Raw genomic sequence first — 26,594 nt, 5'->3', positions numbered from 1 at the left:
ATCCGCCCCCGCCGCCCGCCGTGCCGTCGCCGTCTACCTCGGACGACAAGATCTCGTTTGCACCAAGGGGACCGCACTATGCGAGTTGCTGATGACCGTTCGGAGGCGGTGCCGGCGTCGGGGCTGCAGCGCTATTTCCGGGACGCACGAAGCTGGGATCAGGACAGGATCCGGAACGCGCTGCGCTCGACCCGCATCGCTTGGAGCATCGCGGCCATCGCCTCACTCCTGGCCGCAGCATCGATCTTCGCAGTTGCGGCTCTGACGCCTCTCAAGACTGTCGTGCCCTATGTTATTCGCGTCAACCAGACCACCGGCGCGGTAGATGTCCAGACCGCGCTCACCCAGCGGCCGATGCGCTACGATGAGGCGGTCACCAAATACTTCCTCGCCCAGTATGTGAGAACCCGCGAAAGCTGGATCCCGGCAGCGGCCGAAGAAAATTTTCGGTTCGTGACGATCCTTTCGCAACCGACCGAACAGCAGCGCTGGGCACGCTTCTACAGCAGCAATAATGGTGCGAGTCCCCAGAATGTCTGGGGCAAGAATGCGGTCGTGCAGGCGCGTGTGCGCAACATCGCCTTCATCAACGATCGCGTCGCCAATGTGCGGTTCACGCGGACAGTCCAGACCGAGACCGACACTCAGAACAGCGATTGGATCGCCACGATCACGTTCGCCTACGCCAACGCGCCCATGGCGGAAGGCGATCGCTACCGGAACCCGCTGGGATTCCAGGTCGAAAACTATCGTGCCGATCCGGAGGTGATCCGATGAGGGCGCTCTCCGCCGCCATCATTTGCGCGCTGGTGCCTGTGTCGGCGGCGCACGCTGTCGAAGTTCCGCGAGGTGGTCCGTCCGACCCGCGCGTCAAGTTCGTCGAATATGAAGAGGCCGAGGTCTATCGGATCGTCGGCACGTTCCGGACCGCAACACAGATTGTCCTGAGCGACGATGAGACGATCCAGCACGTCGCGCTGGGCGACACCATATCTTGGGAGGTCGCCGTCGCCGGGCACATCCTGTTCCTCAAGCCGCGGGAGCGTGCCGGACCGACCAATCTCATCGTCACCACGTCGCGCGGAGGCGAATTGCGCAGCTATGCGTTCGAGTTGACCGCTCGCAGCGGTCCGATCACGGGCCGCAACGGCCAAGCCTATTTTCAGGTGCGGTTCCGATATCCCAGGGACGACGCCGACCGCGCCGAGCGTCTCAGGGCTGCACAGATTGCCATGCAGGCAGCGGCCTTGGAGGGCCGGGCCGTTCGCGGCGCCCTCGATCATGCGGTCGTCGAGGGGCCTCGCAACATGAACTACAAGGTGCAGGGCTCCGGCGACCTTCAGCCGTCGGAGGTCTCCGACAACGGTCAGTTCACGGTGCTGCGGTTCCCGGCAAACCGCGAGGTCCCGGCCATTTATCTCGTGCGACCGGACGGGTCTGAGACGCTGGTCCCCTTCGACGTCCGCGACGAATTCGTCGTCGTCCATCTCGTGGCGCGTCAGCTCCGCCTTCGGCGAGGCGGCGAGGTGCTGTGCATCTATAATCAGGCGCCAGAACCCTATGGGGTCGATCATTGGACGAACACCGGGTCGCCCCATGTCGAGCGCACCATCACACATCCGCAGGAATGAGCCATGGTCGAAGATCCATCCTCCGTTTCGCGCCCTCTGCCGAGCGCCGATCTCACGCCGGAAAAAGACGAAATCCTTCACGAGCGGGGAATCGAGCCGATCGGGGGGATGACGCCTTCCAAGCGCAATACCGCCCTCATCTTTGCCGGCACGGCGATGGTACTCGGCATCCTGTGGGTTAATTCCGGAACGAGCCAACAGGCCTCCAATCGTGACCTCACTGCACCGGGCGGGGCGGCCCAAGAGCGGCGCGATATCGTGGCGCGGGAAACCGTCGATTACGCGGCGGTCGCGCCGCAGCCGAGACCGCTGGGCGCTGCGGGGAACGACCCCAACGCACCGGTGCTCAATCCTGCAGCAGGGGTTCCTGGCCCCGACGGTCAGATCGTCCCTGCCATGCAGCCCGGTGCGGCGCCAGGACCGACAGGAGGGACGGGCGCCCGGCCGAACCTGGCCGACCAGGCGCGACGATCGACACTCATCGCCTATGGCGGGCGCGATCTCGGTGGGGAGACCTCGCAAGGTCCGGCGGCGGCGGCCTCGGGCGCGCAACCGACCGAAAATTCAGGAACGCTAGGGAGCGCTGAGGGCGGTGCGCCCAATGCGCTGGATTTGCTGCGACAAAGCTCAGCCGTAGGCGAAGCGCGAGCCTCGATGCTCCCCAATCGCAATTTTCTGATCACCGCAGGGACATTGATCCCCTGTACCCTTCAGACGGCCATCAATTCCGCGCAGCCTGGATACACGTCCTGCCTGATTCCACGGGACGTGTACTCCGAGAATGGCCGGGTCGTGCTCATGGAAAAGGGCACGCGCGTGCTCGGCGAGTATCGCGGGGGCATCCAACAGGGGCAGAACCGCCTCTTTGTGCTTTGGACCCGGGCGGTGACGCCACAAGGCGTCCGCATCGACCTTGCCTCGCCTGGGTCAGACGCGCTCGGCCGCGCCGGGCTCGCCGGAGCGGTCGACAGCTTCTTCTGGGCACGGTTCGGCGGCGCGCTCCTGCTCTCGCTCGTCGATGACGCCGCCTATATTGCCGGGCAGGCCGCATCGAGCGGCAACGGCAATTTCAACAATGTCACGCGCGCGCCGAGCGAAGGGGCCGCGATCGCGCTCCAGAACAACATCAACATCCGGCCGGTGCTGAAAAAGAACCAGGGCGAGGAGGTCGGTATCTTCGTCGCAAAGGACTTCAACTTCGCCGATGTCTACAATCTGGAGCTGCGGCGGTAAGCCATGCGCGATACCGCCGTCCTTCGCCATTATCTTGAACCGCTTCTTCCGTTGCTGGAGCCGGATGATGTGACCGAGCTCGTCATCAACCGCCCGGGCGAGGCGGGGGTCGAGGACCGGCAGGGGTGGCGATGGCATGAGCTGTCCGAACTCGACAGCGAGTGGCTTGGAACGCTCGCCGTGGCCGCGGCAAGCTTCACGCACCAGGACATCGATGGGCAGACGCCGATCTGTTCGACCGTCCTTCCAGGCGGCGAGCGCTGCCAGATCGTGATCCCGTCGGTGACGCCGAGCGGCTGCCCGTCCTTTACGATACGCAAGCCCTCGACCGTAACCCTGCCGATCGACCAGCTCGCGCGCGCTGGCCTCTTTGACACGACGCGCGCGAGCGCCCGGGGCCTTACCGAAACCGACACTGAGTTGGTGGCACTTCGCGACGCGGGCGACTGGCCGGCCTTCTTCAAGGTCGCGGTCGCCGCGCGCAAGAATATCCTGGTCAGCGGCGCAACCGGGTCCGGCAAGACGACCTTGGCGAAAGCACTCATCCAGCTCATCCCGCCCGACGAGCGGCTGCTTACGATCGAGGACACGCGCGAACTCATCGTGCCCCATCGCAATGTCGTTCACATGGTCTATTCGAGCGAAGGGCAGGGCCTTGCAAAGGTCGGTCCCAAGCAGCTGCTCGAGAGCGCGCTGCGCATGCGCCCCGACCGCATCCTGTTACAGGAGCTGCGCGACGGCACCGCCTTCTTCTACCTGCGCAACGTCAACTCGGGGCACCCTGGTTCGATCACCACGGTGCACGCCGGTTCGGCCGCGGGCGCCTTCGAGCAGCTGACATTGCTCGTCAAGGAATCCGAGGGCGGCCGCGATCTCGCGCGCGATGATATCCGCGGACTTTTGCGCATGCTCATCGATGTGGTCGTCCAGACCCGGCGCCATGGCGGCCGCTTCGAGGTCGAAGAGGTCTACTTCCACCCGAAGGTGGGCGATGCCGGTGCAGCGTAACTTCTGGATCATCGGCCTGTCCGTTGCCGGCGGCATCTTATTGTGCTGCGCCATCGCCGTGCTGGTTGCCCTCTTTGGGATGGGCCAGCTCGGCCCCAACACCGACATCACGGCCTTGCCCGCGTGGTTGTGGTACTATCGGGCGGACCCGCTGCTTATTCTTTGGTTAAAGCGCGGGGCGCTGGCGGGCGCTGTTGTGGTCGGGCTCCTCGCAATCGGGATTCTGCGCCGCGGGCCGGCATTGCACGGCACCGCGCGGTTTGCGCGCGAAGGCGAGATCCGGCGGGAGGGCCTTCGCGCCGCTGCCGGCATCGTTGTCGGCCGCAAGGCTGGACGTTTCCTGATATTCGGCGGGAGCGAACATGTTCTGCTCGAGGCGCCCACACGCGCGGGCAAGGGCGTGGGCGTCGTCATTCCCAATCTGCTGACCTGGCCAGATTCGGTGGTCGTGCTCGACGTGAAACGGGAGAACTGGGGCGCAAGCGCGGGGTATCGTGCGCGTGCCGGCCAGGCCGTGCATCTGTTCGATCCGCTCGACGCGGAGGGCCGGACGGCGCGGTACAACCCCTTGGCGCACATCAGGCGGACTGATGACATCGAGGTCGTCAACGAGCTGCAGAAGATCGCGGGCATGCTTTTCCCCGCGCCGGAGCGATCCGATCCCTTCTGGGCGGAAGCTGCGCGAGCGGCCTTTGTCGGCGTCGGCGCCCTGGTCGCATCCAACCCGGGCCTGCCCTTCACCATCGGCGAGATATACCGCCGCCTCACGACTGGCGATCCCAAGAGCGATCTTCCCGCAGCGCTTCAGGAAGCCCGCAGGGTGGGCCAGCGCCTCAGCCAAGCTTGCGTGTCCGCGATCCAGGATTTCACCTCGGCCTCGGACAACACCTTTTCCGGGATCAAGCAGACCATCACCGCACGGCTCAATCTCTGGCTCAACCCCATGGTCGATACCGCCACCTCGGAGAGCGACTTCGACCTGCGCGAGGTGCGGCGTCGGCGCATGTCGATTTACCTTGGCGTGTCGCCTGACAATATCGACCGCATCGCGCCGATCTACAGTCTGTTCCTGCAGCAACTCGTGGATCTCAACACCCGCGACCTTCCTGAGGACGCGAGCAATGTCCCGGTCCTGGTCCTGCTCGACGAGTTCGCCAGGCTCGGAAAAGCCTCGGTGATTGCGAGCGGCTTCTCCTACGTCGCCGGCTATGGCCTGCGCCTGGTTCCGGTCATTCAGAGCCGATCCCAGCTTCGCGCAATCTACGGTCCCGATGTCACCGACGAGATTATCGCCAATTGCGGCCTTGAGGTTGTCTTCACGCCCAAGGAGCTAAAGGTCGCGAACGAACTTTCCGAACGGCTCGGCTTTTTCACGATGAACGTGAAATCCCGCAGCCGTACCATCCACGGGCTACTGGCGAACCGGAGCATCTCGGAATCTGATCAGCGCCGCGCGCTCCTACTGCCGCAAGAGCTCATGCAGCTGCCGAAGAACGAGCTCCTGCTCCTTCGCGCCGGCATCCCCCCAATTCGAGGGCGCAAGATCGCCTATTACCGGATGCCGCGCTTCACGCGGCGGGTGGTTGCTCCGCCTGTGCCGTCCGCCCGTCCAATCGCGGCAATGCTTTCCCCACCTGCGCGGCAGGGCGCTGGCACACCCGGTCTGAGCGGGGTCTCACAGCAGCCGGCGACAAGCTCGGGCGGGACCATACAGGAGGAAATTGTGATGCGGGAAATGACCGACGCCGAGCTGGCAGGTGCGGCCGAAATCACGGATGACATGCTGGTTCTGGGCGACCTGGCCGAACTGCCGCCCCCGGGCGACGAGGCCGCCGCGATCGCCTTCGTGTCGGCGATGGTCGAGCGGGCACTTTTGCCACCGGTCGGGCAGCCATCCACATCCATTATCCAGGAAAGGACAGCTCATGTCCGCTGAGAAGCCCGAGAATTCGCGGGGCGCCAGGAAGCGCGCCAATGCCATTTCGATTGGTGAAGGTCAGTCCGTACCGCGTTCTGGGAAAGACACGCGTGACGACATTCCCAAGGATCCCGGCACCTCTGACAAAGGCAAGGAGCGGGCGGGGGTTCAGCCCCGATCAATTTCTGCCGGCGACATACCGGAGCCCCTGCAAAAGCGCTACTTTTCGTCGACCGGCAAATGGTCGGGCGAACCGGCCTACTTCACGACGGCCCAGGCGAAGGAGCCTGCATTTCGGGACCAAGGACGGCGTCTTGTCACCTCGAGCGAGAGTGAGGAGGTCGTGCGTGATCTCGTCGCCATCGCCCGGCATCGCGGGTGGTCAAATGTTCATGTCACTGGCAGCGAAGCCTTTCGCCGGGCAGCGTGGCTCGAGGCCAGTCGCCAAGGCTTGGAAGTACGAGGATATCGGCCGAACGAACGCGATCTACAAGAATTGGATCGACTTCGGCGAGACAAGAGCCGCAACAGTATCGCGCCGGCTGCTGTTCCATCAATCAGCCTGGAGTCCGGCCGAGATCAGTCACAGGCTCGCGAGCGACCGGCGCGATCCCGACCTGCGGCGTCCGGAGACAGAAACGAGCGAGCCGCGCAAAGTCAGCTGCGGATCATCGAGGCGGTCGTGCGAACCGCATTGTTCGACAATCCCGAAGCGATCTCGCGTGTTATGAAGGTCGCGACCACGAAACTGCAAAACCACGTCGACCGAGGTGATCAAATTCGCCCTGCCATGGTCAGGGAAATGCGTGACCGAAAGCCCATTGACATCGTGTCCACCCGACAGGAATCGTCGAAGGTTCACCCACCTATCCAGCGGTCTCGCACCCGATAGGCGCCTTCGCCTCGTTCCAAGCCATATTCAGTAGCTGACAAACGCTCCGTCAAGCATTTCGGCGTTTGCCGCGTTCGTCGGTCTTGTTGGACCTTTGGGACCTTTGGGAATTAGGAGGTTGGTTTCGGTAAGGTGCTGTAGAGCCCGTAGCAGGCCCTGCAGCAGCTTCGCGCTCACGTACGAGCAGCACGTCTTCAGCAATTGCGAACAAACGGTGATACTCGTCTTCTAGGCGTGTGGCTCGACGATACGGCTGTCCGTGAGCTGGCTCAACTTTTCGGTAAGGCGGGTTTTCGCGTTCGTATGTCATCCATGATGCTTGCGCCCTCAATGCTTCGCGGCGCAACTCCCATGATTGGCAAGGGCTGCATGAGCAGCCCGGCCTGCGAGGTCAGGGTCGCGACAAGCGTCCGGAAATAGGGATAGGTGGCGATCTTCCCGACACGCTCGAGAAAGAGCTCGCACGTCTTATCGTCGCAATCTCCTTCTACTCGGTAGTTGGTCAGATAGGTCGCATTAATGCCGAGCACGCGCTTTCGCCCCTGACGGCAGACTACGTCGAACACAAATATGCCGTAAAGTGATCCCGACTCCGCTTCGAGGAAGCTTTGCGCCAAGGCAGCGCTGATTCCGTTGCGCCAGCCATCAGGATCGAGCCCGAGGGCCTCGGGCTTAAGTTCGAACTTGCTGGTGGTCAGTCGGATCGTCCGGAGATGCGCGCGCGAAACCAGATTATTGTAGACGGTGGCATCGGCTGCGTGAGGATCTTGAGCCAAGTCGCGCTCCTCAAGCGGCCGCGGCGGCGGTGCGCCGGGGTAGCGCTGCTTCCGCGCGCAGCCAGCGCTCGAAAGAACGGTTCGATGCTGATACGTCGGCGGCCGTTGGCGCATCGGCGAGCGCGACGTCGCCCGCCATCTGGAATTTATCCGACTCGAGCCCGACAACCGTCCACCGGTGCGCATTGTCGTCGGTGTGCGCGCCCCGCGCTTCTGCGAGCTGCCGTTCAAACTCCTCGAGTGTCGTCAAATAGGCTGTCTCGCCCAGGTGATGGAACACGCGGGCGACTGTCTTGATCGTCAGGTTGGTGGCCGTGTCTCCGAACATCTGGCTGATGCGGGCTTCGGTGACCCCCATCCGCCGCGACAGGTCGCGATAGCGCAGGCCCTTGCGGTTCATGATCTTTTGCATCTCGGTCTGCGCAAGTAGGATGAACGCGGCCTCCGCCGCTTTCGCGGCATAAGCATCGGCATCGCATTGGCTAATGCTGTTTGCCTTGTCTGATTTCATCGTTCTGCTCCTCTCGAATGGGTGTGATGGAACGGCAGGTCGCCCTGAACCGCCTGCGGCGTTGCCGCCGGCGCGGGTTCGCTGGCCGACGAGCGCACTTCCGTTACAAAGAATGTTCGGATTGGATCTTCGGTGGCGCGTCGACCGATCACATGGACGCCGAACGCGACAAACTCCTCCAGCCTCGCGGATTGCGCGCCGGGGACGGGGTGAAAAAGCTGCTCGGGCAGATTGTCGCCGCCATGTGCGCAAAAATGGTCGAGAGCGCTGCGCAAGCGAAAATGGGCATCGGCCGGAATGGCGGTGTTGAGATGGTCCCAGTCGGATTTCCGCATGGCGATACGCCAGCGGCGGCCAGACAACCGGACCTCATATAGTTCACCAGCAATGCGCTCTTCCGCATCCAATCGTCACCTCGGAGCACTTAATGTATAACTTAAGGCCATCAGGGTCCAGCGCAATCCATCATGCTAGATTTTCTGGTTAACATTAGGTATATATAATGTTGAGACGACGCTCCCGCGGCAGGGAGACGGGGCGCCGCCGAAGCGCAAGCGATTGAAAGGGAATATAGAAATGGCGGCAACCACCACCCACTTCCGAGCCGGCAACGGCGACATGACCCTCGTCGAACTGGAAAGCGGACGCACGATCCTGATCGACATACGCATCCGCGCCGATGCGGATGATCCCGATGGCGAGGCGGCCGATGTCGCGGCGCAGCTGCGCAGCAGGCTCAAGACAGATGCGGCCGGTCGCCTCTATGTCGACGCCTTCCTGCTGACACATCCCGATGCCGACCACGTCACCGGTCTGCGCAACCATTTCCACCTCGGGACGCCAGAAAGCTGGTCGAAATCCAACGACAAGATACTCATCCGCGAAATGTGGTCCTCGCCGATCATCTTTCGCCGCGCGAACCGCAAGTCGCATGTGCTGTGCGATGACGCCGCCGCGTGGGCGACGGAAGCACGGCGCCGGGTCGCCTATTTCAAGCACTGGGGGTTCGCGAATGCTGGCGACCGGATAAAGATCCTGGGCGAGGATATCGACGGCAAGACGGATGCTCTTGGTGCGATCCTGATCAACGTCGACGAGACCTTCTCGACGATCGACGGCGTCTATGACAGCAGCTTTTCGGCGCGGCTTTTGGGGCCGCTCCCGCCGGCGGACGATGCCGAGGAAGAGGTGCTATCGAAGAATGATTCGAGCGTCATCGTACAGCTGACGCTCGCGTCCGGCACCCAGCCGCAGGCCGCGCGCTATCTCGTCGGCGGCGACGCCGAGGTAGCGATCTGGGAGAGGTTGTGGGCGAAGCATAAGTGGACTCCCGACGTGCTGGCCTACGACATCCTTATCGCGCCGCACCATTGCTCGTGGCATAGCCTGTCGTGGGACAGCTGGTCCAAGAAAAGAGAGGAGGCGAAGGTGTCGCCCGACGCACGGTCCGCGTTGGGACAGGCCCGTCCGGGCGCGATCGTGATCGCCAGCTCCTGCCCCATCAAGGATGACGACAATGATCCGCCGTGCATCCGCGCGAAGCGCGAATATGTCGCGATGGTGAAACCGGTAGGGGGCGAGTTTCGTTGTGTTTCGGATGGCAGCGGCGATGAGCCGTTGGTGATCGAGACCAATTGGGCCGGCCCCAAGCTCAAGCGCGCCAGCCTGATCGCCGCCGGGCTGTATGCGACCGGGGTTGGCTCCGAGGCGCTGGCGCACGGGTGACCGCTTCGAGCGCAGCGCCCACGGCGCCGATCCCCATCCCGGTCGCCCGCGCGCTGCGCCAGGCCAGCGTGCATCCATCGGTCGTTCGCATAAATATCGACGCCTGTGCAGGCGGCGAGATCGCCTGCGCGATCGACATTCGCACCGAGATGCCGGCAACGTGGCGCGCGGTCGGCCAGAGCCCTGCCGGGGTCAGGGTGGTCGAAACGGTGATACTGAAGTTCCCATCGCTCTATCCCTTGTCGGCGCCGGCCGTCGAACTGCGGGCCGATTTCGATCGGTCACATCCGCACCTCAACCCAGCGCGCGCCGGTGCGGCGCCGGTCCCCTGCCTCGTCGCAGGAAGTCCGCGCGAACTGATCCAGACGCGCGGGTTCATCGGGTTGATCGATCAGCTGGTCGAGTGGCTGGAAAAGGCTTCCGCGCTTGAGCTCAACAACCCCGCGGCGGGCTGGGAGGCGGTCCGGCGCGACCATATCCACGACGTCGCGGTCGTCGATTCAGCAGCCTTGCATGCTTTGGTCGAGCGCAAGGGCGGCGCCGCCTATATGATGAGCGCGTACATCTACACCCGCGGAGAGATCGGCCATTATCGGCTGCATATTCCGGTCGAACCGCGCCCGTTCGGCCCGAACGACACCCGGTTATTTGCGCGGCGAGGCTTCAGGCCCAACGAGGACAGCGGCATGGGCCTTGCGATTGCGGCCTGGGCTGGCAGGGCACCTGACGGTCAGCTGCAGGTGGCCGATCGCTATCGGCCCGAGGACGTCGCAACGCTGGCCGATCTGCGGGCGCGTGCCGCAGATTATGGGTGCCTGGAGTTTCTCGATGCGAAGCTCAACCATGTCGCATCGCGCCTCACCGCGCAGCCGATCGACATCATTGTCCCGGTCGTGATGTTGCTGTTGCCGCGTCGGCCCTATCCCGTGGTCGGGACGGGAAGCATCATCGAGACCTGCGGCTATCTGGTTGAAGTCGGCAAGGGCGGCGACCTCCTCAATCCGCAAACCGCGGTTCGCCTATTGGGCCATCGTGATACCCCATCGGCTGCGGTGCTGCGGCGTACCTCGGGGGACGATCCTGCGGCACCCATTCTGCCATGGACGTTGATCGGTTGCGGCAGCGTGGGGTCGAAGCTCGCGCTCCACCTGACGCGAACCGGCCGCCCGCCGGGCGTCCTGGTTGATCGTGATCTCCTCGAGCCGCACAATTTCGCGCGGCATGCCGCGCTGCCCTTCGATGGCGAGCGGCATTCGCTATATATGATTTCGAAGACTTACAGCGTCGCAGAGATGGTGGCCAGTCTCGGCCCCGAACCAACGCGGCTCGACGTGGACGCGCTTGCACTGCCGCTCCACGCGGACGGCCGCACCGCGCTTTCGCCCACGGGGACGACCATGATCGTCAACACCACGGGTTCGGCGGTGGTCCGGGAAGCCTATGCGCATACGGATTGGGTTGACCGGCCGCGCCTCGTCGAGGCCTGCCTGCTGGGCGCGGGCAGAGCCGCGTTCCTGGGGATCGAAGGGCCGGGCGCAAATCCCAACGCCAGCGACCTGATGGCCGAGGCGTACAACGTCATCCGGGAGGACAACGAGCTTGCAGAGGTCATCTTCAGTGCCGAGGCGGAAGCGATCCAGATCGGTCAGGGTTGTTCGACGCTGTCCTTTAAGCTGTCAGACGCACAACTTTCGGCATGTACCGCATCCATGGCGATGGCGATCGCCGAGATCCAGCGTAACGCCTTACCGTTGTGCGGCGAGGTCCGCCTGGGGCGGCTGGGCGATGACGGAATGAGTCAGCACTGGTCACGGATTGCGATAGCGCCGTGGATCGTGGTGGAGCGAGCAACCCCTGATCAGCCAGCGATCCGGATTCATCCCCGGGTCGACGCCGCGATCGAGGCGGACATCAAGCGCTGGCAGAGCGTAGAGACCGGCGGTGTCTTGATCGGGCGCTATTCGCAGATCGGCAATTGCTTTCAGATTGTCGACGTCCTGCCGGCGCCGGAGGACAGCACACGGTCTCCGGCCGAATTTGTGCTCGGAACGCGCGGGCTCAAGGCGTTGATCGATGCAGTGGTTCAATCGAGCCGCGGAACGCTGCAGGTTGTCGGGACCTGGCACAGTCATCTGCAACCGGGTGGTCCATCCGGAACCGATGTCGCGACGGGCGCCATACTGGCAATGGCCCAGTTGGGTCCGCTGCTGATGTTGATTCATACACCCACCGGTTACACAGCATTGACGGCCGAAGCCGTGGGGGGGGCCGAAATACTGTCAATTGCGGCGGCGAATGGGAGGGATGGCGATGGCGATTGAAGCAATTATGAAGGAGCTTAATTTCGATCGCTATGATCGCAATGCGCGGTTGAGGCCGGCGCTGTTCACGATCCTCCCGATGTTGGTTTTGGTCGCGATCTGGTATCCGAAGATCTGGAGCCTGTTCGGCGCCTTGGCATCGCTGCTTGTTACCTGTGGCGTGACCTTTCTGTTGGCGCAGCTTGCGCGTCAACGTGGTCGCCGGCTTGAAGATCGCTGGAAGTCGGCGATTGGTCGATCGCATAGCGCTAAGCTCCTCAGCTACGACGATCCAACCCTGCCGGCGGCGACGAAGGCCCGTTACCATGCCTATCTCTCCAGCCACGGCGTTGTTCTGCCGACAGTGCAGCAGGAACGACGCGACGCCGCAAAAGCGCATGATCAATATTTGTCGGCGGTTATCTGGCTGCTCGAACATACGCGGCAGAATGCGAGCAAGTCGCTGCTGCTCGACGAGAACATAGCTTATGGTTTCCGGCGAAATCTGAGGGGTCTCAAGCCGTTCGCGCTCATCATCTTGGCCGTCGCGCTCGCTGCCGATGTTGCACTCGTCTGGTGGGGTGGATGGACATCGCCAAAGCTCGAGACGGGGGTCGTGCTCGGCGGAGGGCTGGCATTGGTGGCGCTGATCTGGATATTCTATATCACCAAGCCATTCGTCGAGGATGCCTCACTCGCTTACGGTCAGCGGCTGCTGGCACAATGCGAGCTTACCGGTGCCACTGCTTACGCGCAGGTGCTGTCGGGCAGCTAGTGCAGATCAGCGGCAAATCACGCGAACGGAAGACTCAATGGACAATACAGGAACAGAACTTGTGAGACGGCTTGAATGCCGAGAGAGTCAACCAAGTTGAACGGAACATGCTGAAGGGCGATCGGGGGCCATAATGCGTATCGATATTCATGACGTGGGCCACGGCGGCTGCACGGTGATTTCCGGGCCTCAAGGTCATCGTCTGATGCTTGATTGCGGCCTCAGCGTCGAACGGGCCTGGTTTCCATCAGTAGCCTATCATGGCAAGCGCATCGACACGCTGGTGCTAATGAACCTCGACGAAGATCATTGCGAGGATCTGCCCTATGTATGGCGAAACTGTCCGCTCGGTGCAATTGTCAGCAATTCAACGGTCAGCGCCGGCGCGCTCCGATCAATGAAGGCCGAGTGCGGGATGCGCGATGGCGTTAACGCGGCGACCGCCATCCTCCAGCATTTCGGGGACGGTATGATCGGCGACTGGTCGCATAACCTCGGCGGCGTGCAGTGGCACGCCTTCTGGAACTGCTATGGCATCGACTTCGACGACACCAACAATCTCAGCCTCGCCGTATTCGTATGCTTCGGCGGTTTCACCATATTGTTCGGCGGGGATCTCGAACGTGCCGGCTGGCGTAAGCTGCTTGAACGCCCTGCCTTCCGCGCGATGCTACCGACCGTCAACGTCTATGTCGCTTCGCACCACGGCCGCGAGAATGGCTGCTGTGATGAACTCTTCCGGCTCTGCCGGCCGCAACTCGTCATCTTCTCCGATGGTCCCAAGCAATATGGCACCCAAGAAACCCTCGGCTGGTATGCGAACCGGGCGATCGGAATCCCCGACTGGTCGAAGCCCGCAGAATCGCTCCGGCAGCCGCTTCGCCGCGTTATGACCACGCGGCGCGACGGAACGCTCACCATCGATGTCACGGCCGAGGGCAACTATCTCGTCACGCCCTCGAAGCGCCTGCTCGCGCCCCAGCCGGCGGCGCTTGGCCAGGTCTTCGGACTGCCCGCGCCGAACACGCTCGCCGGTTTCGTCGGGCGCTAGCCGGGCGGATACGGTAAAGGGGTTCGATCCTTCCGAGATCATCGGCATCATCGCGCCGGGAACGTTGTTCCGCTGCTGCTCGCGCACCCGGCACGCCCATCTCCGTGCGAGCTCACGCAAATGGCGGCGTGTTCTCCCGACTGTCGGCTCCCCGTCACGCTGCCTCCTCGTGGACATCGGCGTCATCTGACGCTTCCCTTTCGGCCAATTGCGCTAGAAGGTTCTGGTCGGAATTGTGTGGAAGAAAAGCCGCACGAGTCGCGGCATTGAGGCAGTCGCCGACCGAGCCCTCCGATGAGGAGACCATGCGTCTGAGGCCTTCGAGCCTGTTGCAGGCATTCACAAAACGCTGCTGAATCGCAACGTCAGTGGGCACGGGGATCGATATCTGCGCGAGCTGCTCGTAATAGAGCCTGAAGCGGACAGAACCCTTCGTTTTGAGGTTGATCTCGTGCCTTCCAGCCTCGCTGCGTAGGTAATGATAGACGTACTCCGGCAGAAGATCGGGACTGCAGTAAAAAACAACATAATCGGGACTGGTGATGCCTTCCTGCGATGAATCCCGGACAACGCCGATCGAGCCGATGTTGATGCGCATGGGGTTGTAGGCAAGGTAACCGGTTCTCAAAACCTTGTAACGTCCGGGCGATTTGCCAATCGCCGTCTTAGGACTCGTCAGGCCCTCTTCGGCGGAAACGCCGACGAGGGTGAGTTCGTCGCTGTAATCACTGCCAATGCGTTCATCGGAATCAGCTGTATATTTGCCAATCAACTCAAGGGGAGCTTCGCTTAAGAGCTTGAGCGTCTCGTCAAGGTCTGCATGGATTGAGTCGGCTTCGTCCGCGAATGACCGCAGTTGCGCGGCGAGCACCGAAAGATCGCCGCGATCCTCCAGTGACACGAGCTGGCGCCGCGGATTCTTGATGTCGAGATTGAGGTTCGCGTCCAGCTCCGAGCGTTTGACCGACCACGAGCTTTCCGTTTCCTTGCGGGTTTCGATCAACTCCTTGAGCGGCTCCATCCACTCGTAGAGCAGCGGCTTTGTCTTGCTGAGTGTGTAGCCAAGGGGTAGCGAAGGCTCGCAATAGAAAATCTCGTCGGCGGGCTCGCCCCGCTCGAAGATGATGATGTTCGACTTGATGTCCGTGTAAGGCGCAAAGACGTTGTGCGGCAGCCGAACGATTACCTTGATCCTGAAATCCGCAAGCAGGTTTTCCCGGATGCGAGTGGCAACACCGGGAGCTGACAGGGTGCCATTGGGCACGACAACCGCCGCCCGCGCGGGCCGCCCCGCGATCGTAAGCTGGCGCCTCAGCTTGCGCATGATGAGCTGAAGAAAGAGCAGCGTCGTCTCCGCGGTCTTGCGATCGTCGGGGAAATTTCCCTGAATCCCTTTTTCCTCCTCGCCGCCGAAGGGCGGATTGGTGAGGATCACATCGACCCGATCCTTTTCGCCTATCTCGGAGAGCTTGAAGCGGAGCGCGTTACCGGGATCGATCTGCGGCGCGTCGAGGCCGTGCAGAAGCAAGTTCATCTGGCAAAGCAAGTAGGGCAGCGATTTTGGCTCGCAGCCCACGATGGTCTCAGATTGCAGGCGATTACGATCAGCGACGGTCTTCACCTGTTTTTCAAGGTGAGTGTAGGCCTCGACCAGGAAGCCGCCCGTGCCGCTCGCAGGATCGAGGACGATCTCGCCAAGACGCGGATCGATGACATCGATCATGAAGCGGACGACGGCGCGTGGTGTGTAGAACTCGCCCGAATCTCCCGCCGCATCGCGCATCTCGCGGAGCATCGACTCATAGAGCGCGCCCAGCGTGTGCAACTCCTCTGACGATGTAAAATGTATTGCGCCGATCTTGTTGATTACGTCACGGAGCAGGTAGCCGCTTCTCATGCGGTTATCGACGCCTCTAAAGACGGTCGCGATGACGTCACGGCGATTGTCGCCATTTGTACTGGAGAGCGAGCGCAGATAGGCGAATAGGCCCGGCCCCCGCGTTCCGTCGGGTCGGATAGCTTCATCGTTGTTGATGAAAGCGAGCAGCTCTTCACCGGTGATACCCTGGGGATGCGCAGCCCAGTCCCGCCATCGGTATGGCGGTTCGATCGCGGCTTTGAACTTCTTGTCTCCGAGGAGCGCCTCGTCCTCGCGCTGCTGCTCAAGATCATCGAGGAACTTGAGAAACATGATCCAGGTGAGCAGGGGCAACCGGTCAAGATCGCCGTTAAGCCCCTTGTCCTTGCGCATTATATCGCGCGCGGATTTGAGCAGACTTCCCAGCATCTGCGCCGTCGTCATCGGCGCGCCGTTCTTGCCGGCTTTCTTCTTACGCGTGGCCATAAAGCAATTCCTGAAGGTCATTCACGGCTGTGCGGAGCTGATCGGCACCGCCGAACAGCCTGATAATTTCCGCGGGTTGGCCGTGGGTGGAAATGGGAGGGACGCGCAGAACGTCCGGCAACACGAATTGCGCATCACCATGATCCGCGTATTTCTCGAGCAGCTCATCAAGAATTTCGCGGGCTTCTGGCGAAAACCGCTCAAAGAAATCCTTCCGCTCCATCTTCACGCGCTGCGCGCGCTCCCGTCGGGTTCGCAACGGCGCGTTAAAGGCAAGATGGCAAAGGAGGTCGAACGGGTCAGCGTCCGGCTGGCCTGATTGTTCGATCAGCTCGCCGAAGTCGATCCCGCGCTCGGCGAGCGCCTCAATGATGTCACGGCGCTTGTCCGCGTCGGCCCAGCGCGAGCGCAGCTCCGCCGTTGATGTTGCGATCGACCGGACGCTTTCGGCGGCATAGTCGGTGTACTTGACGACCCTGAGCTGCTTGCCGTTGGGATCAAGCTCATGGACAAGGTGTGCCACCACTTCAACATGTCCGCCGTCGAAGTAAAACTTGCGGGGTTCGGTTGTGGAAGGCTCAATGATGCCAGGTTCCCCGTCCACCGGCACGTCAGTATCGCCCCCGGGCGGGGATTCCGTCTCCGTAACCGAAGTCGTCTCACCATCTTCGGTGATCTCTTCCTCTGTGATGCGCGCCGGATCGCCGTCAAACACCGGATCAGCGAACATCCGGGTCGCCGTCCCGGTGTAATCGATAATGTTGAACCACAGCTTGCCGTAATCATCGCGCAGCCGGGTGCCGCGTCCGATGATCTGCTTGAACTCACTCATTGATCCGACGACGCGGGCCAGCACGACATTCTTGCACGTCGGCGCGTCAACTCCCGTCGTCAGCAACTGCGATGAGGTCAGGATGACCGGCGATTCCTTTTCAACGTCCTGAAAGCGCGAGAGGTGCCCTCGTCCGATGGCGCCTTCGTCGGCCGTCACACGGACCACGTAGTCGGGATATTGCGCGACCAGATCCGAGTTGAGGTTCACAAGGGCTTCGCGCATCTCGGCCGCGTGCTCCTGATCCACGCAGAAGACGATGGTTTTAGCGAAGCGATCCGTCTTTTTGAGGAAATCCGTGAGATGGCGCGCGATAGCCTCGGTGCGCGCGCGCAGTGCAACCACACGCTCAAAGTCCTTGGTCTGATACTCATCGTCAGGGATCGATCTGCCGTAGCGGTCAAGCTCCTCGTTGCTGGGGCGCCACCCGGCGGCATCCCACGCCGTCACAACCCGGTGCACACGATAGGGGGCGAGGAAGCCATCATCGATTCCCTGACGCAGACTGTACTCGTAAATGGGGTTTCCGAAGTAGAGATAGGTGTCGCGGTTATCATCGCGCAGCGGCGTCGCCGTCATGCCCAGCTGAAAGGCCGGCTTGAAATGCTCAAGGATCGCGCGCCAGGAACTGTCATTACGCGCGCTGCCACGATGGCATTCGTCCACGATGATAAGGTCAAAGAAGTCCGACGGGTAATCTCGGAACAGGCCTTCACGGCGCTCATCCTCGGCGAGCGCCTGATAGATGGCAAAATACATCTCGCGGCTGAAGACGATTTCGCCGGAGGCGATCTTGTGGCGCGCATCGCCGAACGGCGCGAACGTCTTGTCCTTGGGATCGTCGATCAGAATATTCCGGTCGGCAAGGAAGAGAATTCGCGGCTTACGGTGCTCGCCTGTCCGGTTCCAGCGGCTTGACCAGAGTTTCCAGCATAACTGGAACGCAACGACGGTTTTCCCGGTGCCTGTCGCCATGGTGAGGAGCACGCGTTTCTTGCCGCCTAGGATTGCCTCAATGGTACGGTTGATGGCGATCTGCTGATAGTAGCGCGGCGCCTTACCCCCGTCGTGATTGTAGGGCGCAAGAAGCTGGGAGACCTGCGATATGCCCGTGATGCCCGATCCGGTCTGATAGCGCTGCCACAACTCGTCCGGAGTAGGATAGGCCGAGATCCGGTTTTCACGCCCAGTAAAATAATCGATCTCGATGATGTCCGCGCCGTTGGTCGCATACGCGAACTTCAGACCGAGCATCTCAGCATATTCGCGCGCCTGCTGCACGGCGTCGAAGGCGGTTCTGTAACTCGCTTTCGCTTCGACAACGGCTATCGGAAAGTCGCGCGTGTGACGCAGAAGGTAGTCCACGCGCTTTGGAGGTTTTCGGATAAAGCCCTTGCCCATGGGAATGACGCGGCCATCCGTAATGCTGCGCTGTTCCGCAATTGAATGCGGGTCGTTATCCCACCCGGCCGCCTGGAGCTTGGGAACGACATGCTTGCGGCAGGTGTCAGCCTCATTGCCCATGTGCCGTCCCCTTGCCATGCGACGGCCTAGGCCCCTTATGTTTGCTCGAAAGCGGCTCGTGGGCGCTTACGTACTCTCTCATGAACTCCCGCAGAACTTGGGCTGCAGGCCTGTCTTGGCCGCGACACGCCTCCACAAACGCCTCGCGGAGTTCGCGGTCAATCCGGATTCTCAGCCCTGCATCCTTGGTCTTCATGGGATCCGGTGTAACCAAAGGATACACAAATGGGTAGCGAGAAATCTAATTAGTCGAAGCCTATGACGTTGCGATTGATCATAACGAAGGTCGGCCATCAGGCCTGAATTTCAGGCGCGAACGACTGAGATTTTGGCGGTTGTCGACATTTGTAAATGCAGAGGCAGAAGACGCCCACCGTCATATGGGAGCTAACCCAGTCCTTAGTATTGCCCCATATCACACGGGTGGGTTGATGTCGGCCCAATAGGTGACTTCTTCCAGGATATGCATGCTTTCGGGATCTTCCCAGCCTTCGCGGTCGCTATCCCATCGCCCGATCACAGGGAGGTCAACCTCCCAGAGCAGCAAGCGACGGCCGTCTTTCCGGTCTTCCGGCAAAGTGCCGATCGGCTCCCAAGGGATGTGCTTGGCGGTGATCATGCAAGTTCCCTCGCTCGATTCCATTGGTCCCGCATTTAGCCCATCTTTGTGCAGGCACGAAACCCAGCTGGTTGCCAACCTGTCGGGTTTCGGCAGCCCGCCTGAGAACAGCAGCTTTTCGGTGCGTTCGGCTTTTGACGCCAGACTTCTGTGCGTGAGCGGCCACTCGCTTGTGGATGCTGGCACTGATTTAACATAATACAAATTATCAGATTTTTATCGTTGTATAACAATCACTTATGGCCGCACCTCCACAAGCAGGCAGCCATCATCTGCCAAGACTAAGCTTCAGGCATCACTCTTTTCATATAGGTATCGAATAACGGCACTGTGAACGCCGTGTCCCCATGAGCAGGACTATAGAGCATACCCTTTGCAATCAGACTGTTGCGGGTCGGTGCGACGCTCGAGACTTTCACCCCCATAGCTTCAGCGACATCGCCTGATCGATGCGGACCAGGACCCAAGCTTGCCATTGCGCGGAGATATCGCTTTTCTGCCGGCGTCAGCCTGTCAAAACGCACACGGAAGAAGCTCGCATCCAGTTCGGCCAGTGCGCTTTTTGTAGCAACTGCGATATCGGCGGCGGTGATCGGTGAAGCATCAGCAACATCCCACCCATGCTTTCCCCACTCCTGAAGGAAATACGGATACCCCTGGGTTTGCGCCAAAATTGCATCCAAAGCCGCATTTTCGATGGACTCCTTTTCGCGCGCGATTGGCAGACGGATGGCGTCCCGCGCCGCCTCGTCATCCAGCGGACCTACGGCGATGAATTCAAACAGACGCTCTGCATAGGATTTTGCTCGCCCCATTTGCCCCAGAAGCTGAGGCAAACCAGCTGCCAGCATGGTTACCGGTAGCTGTCTCTGACTGGCTCGATGGAGCGCGCTAATCAATGCCGCGAGCTGTTCCTCTGGCACATATTGCAGTTCGTCGATCACCAGGACGACCGCAGTTTTTCGTTCCTGGGCGGCCTCTCCCACGGCGACAATCAGATCGGCCAGGTCGGTCTCGAGGTCGCCACTGTCCGCAAGGCCCGGCTCGGGTTCGAAATCCAGCGCGACCTCAAGATCATCATATTTGACCTTGAGCTTCGCGAATCCCGCCAGCGCTTGCAGAGCGCGCTTCACGCCGGCCGAAGCTTGTTTTAACCGATCGAGACGCAGCAGTGCCGCCCGTAACGCAGGAACCAATATCCCCGGCAACGATCGGTTTTCAGGAGCTTCTATCGCGACTACGGCCATCCCTTCGCGCTCCGCAGCATCCCGCATGGTGGCGAGAAGAACGGTTTTTCCTACCCCTCGCAAACCGTACAGGATGCTCGGTCGGGCTGCTCGCGCCATGCGGATCCGGTCAAGAGCTACGGCGTTGCGTTCCAGCAATGCACCGCGTCCCGCGAGTTCAGGCGGCGGTGTACCTGCGCCGGGCGCAAAGGGGTTTCTACGAGCATCCATAGCGAGGTTATGGCAGTTTATATTTTTTCTGTAAACTTACTAATCTCTCTTGATATCTGCCTCGGCCGGTCTGCGAGCGAACTCATCCATTACGGGCGGCGCCGATCTTTAAGACGAGGTCGCCCATCCATCCGGGCATCTCGGCCCTGGCCTGGGCAAGCATCCGCATGTCGCGATCATCGAGGCGGGCGGCGAAGTGCCGGATCTTGTCGCTGTCGATATTGTCCTTCCCCAGATGCGCGAGCGCCTGCACGACCGCGTTGACCGAGTCAGGCGCATTGTCGATCACCGGTGCGCGGCTGTGCTTGAGCGTCAGGCTGCGCCCGCCCGCTTGCCTGACCCGGGTCCGCCCGGTCGTGGCATAGCTGGCCCGGGCGGGAACCTGGGTCGATAGCCCGAGCCTGTTCGCCGCCGCCGCGCCCGACGGCGCGAGCTTGTCCCCGCTCTGCGTCGAGAGGGCCTTGGCGACATTGGCGGGATCGGGACTGAGCGCACCGAGCTTGTCATGCTTGCGCGGATAGTCATAAAGACCCCGGCCGATGCGCCGGATGTCGCCGGATGTCGCGAGGCGCGACAGCGCCATGTCGACCGACCCACGCGTCCCGAAGTCGACGAAGCTCTTGGGCGTGAACACCCAGCCACGGCCCTTGCCCCGCACGCGCTTCATGATCCGATCGGCTACCGCAGACATTGACTGTGCTCCTACCCGTTAGATAATAGCACGCTTTTTTCTAACAAGCCAGAAGCGCGTATCAGCGCCTAAATCAGCTATTTTCCGAGATATTTTGACATTGTATCCAAATAGGATGCCCAGGTCACACAGGCAAGGTCCGGCAGCGCCGGCCATCATCGTTCCCGATCCCGGTGAAGCGGTGGCCGCCCCTCGTCCGCACCTGTGGGCGGCGAAACGCCCTCCGGCTCGTTTCGGCGCTCCTGCGGCGGCCGCTCGGATTGCAGTATCTCCCGCGCGCGCGCGAGCCGCCGCGACACCGCCGGCGGCATCGCCGCCAGAAAGCCGGCGATTTCCTGCCCCAAGGCACGATCTTCCGGTTTCCCGGTGCCGGCGAGCGCGACCGCTGCCTCGGCATAGGCGCCGCGGATCTGCTTCTGGCGCGAAAGCGCCATGACATCTTCTGCCCGGCGCTCCTGGTCGACCGCACGCACGAAGCTTTGCGCCCGCAGTTCGTTGAGCTGCGCGAGATTGAGCCTGCGCCCCTCGCCCCCAAGCCGGGCATCGAGATGGAGCGCGGACGAACGGACCCGCTTCTGGACATGGCCGCGCGCGCGCCGGGGGGTGGCTTCGGCCGCGACACCGCGCGCGCGCAGCTCATGCGCGAAGGTCTCACGCATATGATGGAGATCCGCCTTGCGCGGATTGAAGCGGGTTCCGTCCGCCCCTTCGGTCGCCACCGTCAGATGGACGTGGGGATGATCGGTGTCGGTATGGAGCGCCAGCATATAGGCATGGTTCGCCTCGAACAGGATCCGCGCGAATGCCTGCGCCGCGTCATGAAGCGTCTCGGCGTCGGTCGATCCCCCGGGCATCGAGAGCACCAGCGACATCGACGTCGGCCGCTCCCGGCCATGTTCGTTCATGGCCTCGTCGAGCATCGCCCAGTCCTGAGCGATCGCCTTGAGCCGATCCGGCTCGGTGATAATCTCGCCCTCGCTCGATCGGACGGCGAGCTTCCCGTGGCGCGCCACATAGCCGAAATGCTCGGCGACATGATGAGCGCCATATTGCTTGCCGGAGACCTTCACCATCACCTCGGGCGCCTTGCGCACGATCCGCTCGAGCTTGGCGCGCGCCTCGGCCTGGCTCATCGACATCGGCCGGGCGGCCCCGCCCCCGCTTCCGCCCGGTTTGATCCGAACATAAGCGCCGCGCAGGGTCCGCTTGCCGCCTGTCGGCGGCCGCCAGGCCTCCATCAGGCTGGGAAGCGGGAGAACCCCCTCCTCCTCACGCATCGGCCGTGTCCCAGTAGCGAAGATCGCCCTTGAGCGCGGCCCCGAGACCGGCAAGCGCATCGACGATCTCGGACCGGAAACTTGCGACCCTGGCCGCTTCCCGCGCGACGTCGAGGCCGGATTCGACCATCACCGAGGCGTTGAGCGCGCGGGTCGCCTGGTTGAGGTTGATCCCGATCCGATTGAGCTCGCGCCACGCCTGCGCGACGGCCGCTCGCTCCTCGCGCGGCAAGGGCGCGTTTGCGCGCAAGCGCCGCGCCAACAGCGTGGTGATCCAGTCGGTACGCTTCATCCCCAGCACATCCGCCGCGCGGTCGAGCGCGGCGATTTCTTCCGGGATCAGCCGAACCTCGACCCGGCAGGTTGCGCGCTGGCGGGCGCGCGGCGCCTGATGCCCCTCCCCCGCCTCCATGGCCAAGGCGTCACCGATCAAGCGGCGCAACAGCGCCGAGCGGCCGCCTGATGCCGCCGCGAGCGCGGCGAAGCGCTGGGCGACATCATCGTCGAGCCGAAAGGTGAGGACGGGCATGTCCCCAACGCTATTGTCATACATCCCCGGCGCCAAGCCTATCCGGCCCTCACCTTTACTCAACTCATCTTATAGTCTGCTTGGGCAGACTATCGCTCTTCGGCCAGTGAACGCCTCTTGAACATCGATCGTCCGCAGCAAGGGGCGGCGCCTTCGGCGCCGCCCCCGCCCATCGACACGAAAAGGGCCGCACCCCGAAGGGTACGGCCCAAACCATCGTGCAAGATAAACTACGAACGCGGAGGAGGCGGGTCAGTTGTTGGCAATGCCTCGCCTCTCTCGCCGATCGGACCGATCGACGAGGCAGCGACTTCACGCTCGTGGCCATCCTCGAAAATCACCGTGACCAAAGGCGCCAGCGGGAGCCACGCAGGGAAGCCGTCGACCAAGACCGGTAGTCTAGATCGGATCGGCGCGGAGGGTTTGTCCGTGAGGCCCGATCGAACCGGATCGCGGTCGGTGGGGGTCAATGGCTGTGCCACAGGCGCCCGCGGAGGGGCCGGCGCCGGGTGCGTCTGCTTGAGTTCGGCGATGAAGCGCGATCCTGCGGCGAGCGTTGCGCCGGCGTCGCCCCAGCTGGCGACATAGGCCTCGACCTCGGCAGGGTAGTCCCGCGCAGTGCGGTGCAGATCATAGAGAAGGCGAATGGGCGCAAACGGCAGGGCCGCCTTGAGATAGGCCGGCATGTCGCCATAGGCGGCATAGAGCGAGACGAACTGCTTGGATCGGCCGAGTGCCGCCGCGATCTCGACCTGGTTCATCCCGCCCTTCAGCATCCGGGCGATCGCATGGGCGAGCTCGACCGACGACAGATCGGCGCGCTGGTCGTTCTCGACGATCTGGTCGGCCAGCAGTTGCACCCCCTCGCCGACCGGCACGACGATCGCGGGGATCGTGGCAAGGCCAGCCAGCTGCGATGCGCGGAAGCGGCGCTCGCCCAGACGTATCCGGTGCATGCCGTTCGCGTCGGGCGGCGTAACCGTGATCGGCTGCAGCACGCCGCGCGACGCGATCGAGGCGGCCAGCTCGGCGAGCGCGTCATCGTCGAAGCTGCGCCGGGGATTGCCGGGGTCGGGCAGGATGCGCGCAAGCTCGATATCCTCGACCCGGCGCGCTCGTTCATGGTCGCCGACAAGAAGTCCGAACTCCTCGATGCGCTCGTCGAACTTGCCCATCAGGCGGCCGCGACCTCCAGGCTTGTCATGCGCCGCTCGATCTCGGCGAGCACCGCGCGGATCTCCTCGGCCGCCGCCTTGGCGCCGCTGCCGGTCTCCAGCCATACCGGACGATGATTTTCCGCGGCATGCTTGTAGGTCGGCCGCGCCTTGATGAAGGCCGGGAACATGAGCTTCTCGCCGACCGCATGCGCGAGCTTAACCGCATTCTCCATCTCGCGCCGGTCGAACGGATTGACCATCGAGGGGAGGAGCCCGAGGAAAGCGATCTTGCGGCCGGCGCGCGCGGCCTCGGCTTTGCGCAGCGCGGTCAGCAGCATCTTGGCGCATTCGACCGAATCCTCAGCCACCTGCACCGGCGCGATCACGGCATCGGCGACCGCCATCGCGCTCAAGGTGAGCTCGTCCCACTTGGGACCGGTGTCGATGACGCAATAGTCGAAATGCGGGCGGAGCGCCGGGAAGCGCCCGATGAAGTCGCGCACATCCTGCGCCGCCTTGACCATCTGGAGGCGGGGATCGGCGCCGAGCACGGTCAGCCCGCCCTGCCCGTCGGCGCACAGGGTAGCGGCAGGGTCGAACAGGTCGGCGGAAAACCCGCCCTGCCGCTCGGCGCCCAGGCGCCGCGTCGAGCTGCCCTGGGGATCGAGATCGACGAAGGCGACGCGGCGCTCAGGCGGTTCGGCGAGATACCAGGCGAGATGAGTGGCGAGGAAGGTCTTGCCGACCCCGCCCTTGAGCAGGCTGACGACGATCGTCTTCATGACCGCGGCACCTCAGCAATAGTCGTCCGGACCATCGCGCAGGTTGCGCTCATAATGATCGCGCGAGGACCAGTCGCCGCCACCGCCAATGCCGGGACCGACATAGCGGAACAGATAGACGGTGAGGGCGAAGCAGCCGAACGCGAAGAGAAACGCGTGATCGGGATGCGCGGCGAAATATGCGGCCATGATAAGTCTCCTTGGAGCCAGTGAAGGGCAAGCGAACGGCGCCACTGGCGCCGGCCACGCGCAATCGCGCGGCATCTCAGGCCCGCGCCCTCCCCTCCCGCATTTGCGGACGCGGCGTCCGTTGCCCGCATAGTCTGCTCAAGCAGACTTGGGCGGGCCATCCCCCCGGTCGGGGGGATGGCTGCGCCGGATCAATATTCGTCGGCCAGCAGGATGGTGAGCACGCGCGTCGTGACCTCGGGGTTCGCGGCATCCGGCGAGCCATAGGCGAGCTCGAGATCGTAATAGTCGATCTTCCAGTAGAGGATCGCATCCTCGAACTCGAAGCGGCCGAAATCATGCTCGCCGATCGGATCGTTGTCGGGCGTGAAGCTGTCATAGTCGCGCACGATCCGGAGGATCTCCGCGCGGCGGCGAAAGCCGCGGAACAGGGCGACCTCGCCGATCAGCGCCGCAACGCCGGCGGTCATCACGATCTGGTTGCGGCCCGGGCTATGGATGGACCGGCGAAGCGCGTCATTGAGTTCGGCGACGCGGGCGATCCGCTCGGCCTGGCTCATCGCATTCGGGGAGGATTGGGACATGAGAACGCTCCTGATCTGTCCGGCCCCGCCCGCCGGGGCCTTCCGACAGGCGTGCCAAGGGCCGGCGGCAGAGCGCGGCCGAGCACCCGCAGGGTCGCAACGGCAGTGGAGAAGCGCGCGGAGCGGGCTTGCGCGGGCGCGCGCGCCGGCCAGGCGAGCCGACAGGAGGAAGGTCTTGGCGGGCGGGATCGCGAAGAGATGATCGCGGTGTCCCGATCCTCTGGCTCCGCGGAGAGCCCGGCGCTATCCTCTGCCCGTCATGACGAGCAGCGCCACTCTCTTCCGCCTTGCCCCGGCCTGGACCACGTCACTCCAGGCGATGCGGCTGCGCCAGATCCTCGTCCGATCGCAATGCCGCCGCTGCGGCGGGTTGATGCGCGAGGATGTCGATGCCCTGATCGGGCTCCATGGAGCAGGCGCCAGCCTCATCGACCGGCAGGCCCGATGCCGCATGGTCGGCTGCGACGGCGCGGCCTATTATCTCGCGGCGCGCGGCCATGACCGTCTCTGGCACATATTGCTGCACGATGAGCACCTGCGCGCGGGCCTGGCCAACTGCCCTCCAGCGCGCGGCGCGACCGGCCGGGCCATCGTTTGCGCGCAGGGTTGAAAGTGCGAGCAGCCACGGCAGGGATCGTCACCCGAATGGGCTGAGACTTGGCACAAGGCTCAGGGCGAAGCCTAGAGCCCGGTCCGGCCGCGCCGGAGCCGCCATTCTCAGCGCATAGATGCAGAGAAATCCGACTTTCAGACGGCAACCGCCCGTCGCAGATTGCCAAGAGCAGAGCA

General features: G+C 62.8%; 26 protein-coding genes. 11 read left to right on the top strand and 15 right to left on the bottom strand.

All coding sequences use genetic code 11. The features are described 5' to 3' along the window. Window positions 1-78: 78 nt before the first annotated feature. From K7W03_RS15955 to K7W03_RS15930, 6 genes are read left to right on the top strand one after another with little or no spacing between them, the layout of a single operon-like run. Window positions 79-777, top strand: a complete 699-nt coding sequence (locus K7W03_RS15955; RefSeq protein WP_086491650.1) for a virB8 family protein — start codon at window positions 79-81, stop codon at window positions 775-777. Beyond that, window positions 774-1,631, top strand: a complete 858-nt coding sequence (gene virB9, locus K7W03_RS15950) for a P-type conjugative transfer protein VirB9 (protein WP_086491649.1) — start codon at window positions 774-776, stop codon at window positions 1,629-1,631. Before K7W03_RS15955 ends, virB9 begins: the two co-directional genes overlap by 4 nt. Window positions 1,632-1,634: 3 nt before the next feature. Then, window positions 1,635-2,864 carry a type IV secretion system protein VirB10 gene (virB10, locus tag K7W03_RS15945; protein ID WP_086491648.1) on the top strand — a complete coding sequence of 410 codons (1,230 nt, stop codon included), beginning with the start codon at window positions 1,635-1,637 and terminating at the stop codon, window positions 2,862-2,864. Between the two features lie 3 nt (window positions 2,865-2,867). Next, window positions 2,868-3,872 carry a P-type DNA transfer ATPase VirB11 gene (gene virB11 / locus K7W03_RS15940; RefSeq protein WP_086491647.1) on the top strand — a complete coding sequence of 335 codons (1,005 nt, stop codon included), beginning with the start codon at window positions 2,868-2,870 and terminating at the stop codon, window positions 3,870-3,872. Next, window positions 3,856-5,808: a type IV secretory system conjugative DNA transfer family protein gene (locus K7W03_RS15935; protein ID WP_086491646.1), complete on the top strand. Its 1,953-nt coding sequence runs from the start codon at window positions 3,856-3,858 to the stop codon at window positions 5,806-5,808. Before virB11 ends, K7W03_RS15935 begins: the two co-directional genes overlap by 17 nt. Beyond that, window positions 5,798-6,682, top strand: coding sequence for an LPD7 domain-containing protein (locus K7W03_RS15930; protein WP_086491645.1), 885 nt, complete (start codon window positions 5,798-5,800; stop codon window positions 6,680-6,682). Before K7W03_RS15935 ends, K7W03_RS15930 begins: the two co-directional genes overlap by 11 nt. Window positions 6,683-6,951: 269 nt before the next feature. Here K7W03_RS15930 and K7W03_RS15925 read toward each other — a convergent pair whose 3' ends face one another. From K7W03_RS15925 to K7W03_RS15915, 3 genes are read right to left on the bottom strand one after another with little or no spacing between them, the layout of a single operon-like run. Further along, entirely contained in the window at window positions 6,952-7,458 is a 507-nt protein-coding gene (locus tag K7W03_RS15925; protein ID WP_086491644.1) for a hypothetical protein, read from the bottom strand. A 10-nt stretch (window positions 7,459-7,468) separates the two neighbouring features. Then, a complete protein-coding gene (locus K7W03_RS15920; protein ID WP_086491643.1) occupies window positions 7,469-7,969 on the bottom strand; it encodes a helix-turn-helix domain-containing protein in 501 nt (166 codons plus the stop codon). Further along, a complete protein-coding gene (locus K7W03_RS15915; protein WP_143840427.1) occupies window positions 7,966-8,376 on the bottom strand; it encodes a hypothetical protein in 411 nt (136 codons plus the stop codon). Before K7W03_RS15915 ends, K7W03_RS15920 begins: the two co-directional genes overlap by 4 nt. 169 nt (window positions 8,377-8,545) lie before the next feature. Between K7W03_RS15915 and K7W03_RS15910 the strand changes: the two genes are divergently transcribed. The 4 genes from K7W03_RS15910 to K7W03_RS15895 all read left to right on the top strand — a co-directional run bounded on the left by K7W03_RS15910 (window position 8,546) and on the right by K7W03_RS15895 (window position 13,820). Then, window positions 8,546-9,694: a hypothetical protein gene (locus tag K7W03_RS15910; protein WP_222886773.1), complete on the top strand. Its 1,149-nt coding sequence runs from the start codon at window positions 8,546-8,548 to the stop codon at window positions 9,692-9,694. Then, window positions 9,691-12,015 carry a Mov34/MPN/PAD-1 family protein gene (locus K7W03_RS15905; protein ID WP_167381849.1) on the top strand — a complete coding sequence of 775 codons (2,325 nt, stop codon included), beginning with the start codon at window positions 9,691-9,693 and terminating at the stop codon, window positions 12,013-12,015. The genes K7W03_RS15910 and K7W03_RS15905 overlap by 4 nt, the downstream gene beginning before the upstream one ends. Continuing rightward, complete coding sequence (locus K7W03_RS15900) at window positions 12,005-12,769, top strand: hypothetical protein (protein WP_222886772.1); 765 nt, start codon at window positions 12,005-12,007, stop codon at window positions 12,767-12,769. Before K7W03_RS15905 ends, K7W03_RS15900 begins: the two co-directional genes overlap by 11 nt. 133 nt (window positions 12,770-12,902) lie before the next feature. Next, on the top strand, window positions 12,903-13,820 hold the full coding sequence (locus K7W03_RS15895) for a ComEC/Rec2 family competence protein (RefSeq protein ID WP_143840425.1): 918 nt from the start codon (window positions 12,903-12,905) through the stop codon (window positions 13,818-13,820). A gap of 154 nt (window positions 13,821-13,974) precedes the next feature. Here K7W03_RS15895 and K7W03_RS15890 read toward each other — a convergent pair whose 3' ends face one another. From K7W03_RS15890 to K7W03_RS15835, 12 genes are all read right to left on the bottom strand, one after another. Beyond that, window positions 13,975-16,164: an N-6 DNA methylase gene (locus K7W03_RS15890; protein ID WP_206046217.1), complete on the bottom strand. Its 2,190-nt coding sequence runs from the start codon at window positions 16,162-16,164 to the stop codon at window positions 13,975-13,977. Further along, complete coding sequence (hsdR, locus tag K7W03_RS15885; RefSeq protein ID WP_222886771.1) at window positions 16,151-18,520, bottom strand: EcoAI/FtnUII family type I restriction enzme subunit R; 2,370 nt, start codon at window positions 18,518-18,520, stop codon at window positions 16,151-16,153. Before hsdR ends, K7W03_RS15890 begins: the two co-directional genes overlap by 14 nt. After that, window positions 18,510-18,716: a hypothetical protein gene (locus K7W03_RS15880; RefSeq protein WP_062734569.1), complete on the bottom strand. Its 207-nt coding sequence runs from the start codon at window positions 18,714-18,716 to the stop codon at window positions 18,510-18,512. The genes hsdR and K7W03_RS15880 overlap by 11 nt, the downstream gene beginning before the upstream one ends. A gap of 219 nt (window positions 18,717-18,935) precedes the next feature. Then, window positions 18,936-19,139, bottom strand: a complete 204-nt coding sequence (locus K7W03_RS15875) for a hypothetical protein (protein ID WP_030540902.1) — start codon at window positions 19,137-19,139, stop codon at window positions 18,936-18,938. A gap of 281 nt (window positions 19,140-19,420) precedes the next feature. Continuing rightward, complete coding sequence (locus K7W03_RS15870; protein ID WP_030540903.1) at window positions 19,421-20,596, bottom strand: AAA family ATPase; 1,176 nt, start codon at window positions 20,594-20,596, stop codon at window positions 19,421-19,423. An 82-nt stretch (window positions 20,597-20,678) separates the two neighbouring features. Then, window positions 20,679-21,287: a DUF6088 family protein gene (locus K7W03_RS15865; RefSeq protein WP_030540904.1), complete on the bottom strand. Its 609-nt coding sequence runs from the start codon at window positions 21,285-21,287 to the stop codon at window positions 20,679-20,681. 155 nt (window positions 21,288-21,442) lie between these two features. Beyond that, complete coding sequence (locus K7W03_RS15860; RefSeq protein ID WP_030540905.1) at window positions 21,443-22,564, bottom strand: relaxase/mobilization nuclease domain-containing protein; 1,122 nt, start codon at window positions 22,562-22,564, stop codon at window positions 21,443-21,445. Continuing rightward, a complete protein-coding gene (locus tag K7W03_RS15855; RefSeq protein ID WP_037471456.1) occupies window positions 22,557-23,117 on the bottom strand; it encodes a plasmid mobilization protein in 561 nt (186 codons plus the stop codon). Before K7W03_RS15855 ends, K7W03_RS15860 begins: the two co-directional genes overlap by 8 nt. Window positions 23,118-23,323: 206 nt before the next feature. Then, window positions 23,324-24,268: a ParB/RepB/Spo0J family partition protein gene (locus K7W03_RS15850; protein ID WP_222886770.1), complete on the bottom strand. Its 945-nt coding sequence runs from the start codon at window positions 24,266-24,268 to the stop codon at window positions 23,324-23,326. Further along, window positions 24,268-25,032: a ParA family protein gene (locus K7W03_RS15845; RefSeq protein WP_030540908.1), complete on the bottom strand. Its 765-nt coding sequence runs from the start codon at window positions 25,030-25,032 to the stop codon at window positions 24,268-24,270. The genes K7W03_RS15850 and K7W03_RS15845 overlap by 1 nt, the downstream gene beginning before the upstream one ends. A 12-nt stretch (window positions 25,033-25,044) precedes the next feature. Further along, a complete protein-coding gene (locus tag K7W03_RS15840; RefSeq protein WP_013039042.1) occupies window positions 25,045-25,221 on the bottom strand; it encodes a hypothetical protein in 177 nt (58 codons plus the stop codon). 191 nt (window positions 25,222-25,412) lie between these two features. Then, window positions 25,413-25,805 (bottom strand): DUF3768 domain-containing protein, encoded by a 393-nt coding sequence (locus K7W03_RS15835; protein ID WP_206046215.1) that lies wholly within the window; start codon window positions 25,803-25,805, stop codon window positions 25,413-25,415. Window positions 25,806-26,064: 259 nt separating this feature from the next. Here K7W03_RS15835 and K7W03_RS15830 point away from each other — a divergent pair, with 259 nt between their 5' ends. Continuing rightward, entirely contained in the window at window positions 26,065-26,415 is a 351-nt protein-coding gene (locus tag K7W03_RS15830) for a hypothetical protein (RefSeq protein WP_030540260.1), read from the top strand. Window positions 26,416-26,594 lie beyond the last annotated feature (179 nt).

It is taken from the genome of Sphingobium sp. PNB (genome assembly GCF_019873065.1).
GTDB classification, from domain to species: domain Bacteria; phylum Pseudomonadota; class Alphaproteobacteria; order Sphingomonadales; family Sphingomonadaceae; genus Sphingobium; species Sphingobium fuliginis.
The sequence above is the reverse complement of the archived record's forward strand: the minus strand, read 5'-3'. Positions and strand labels throughout refer to the sequence as shown.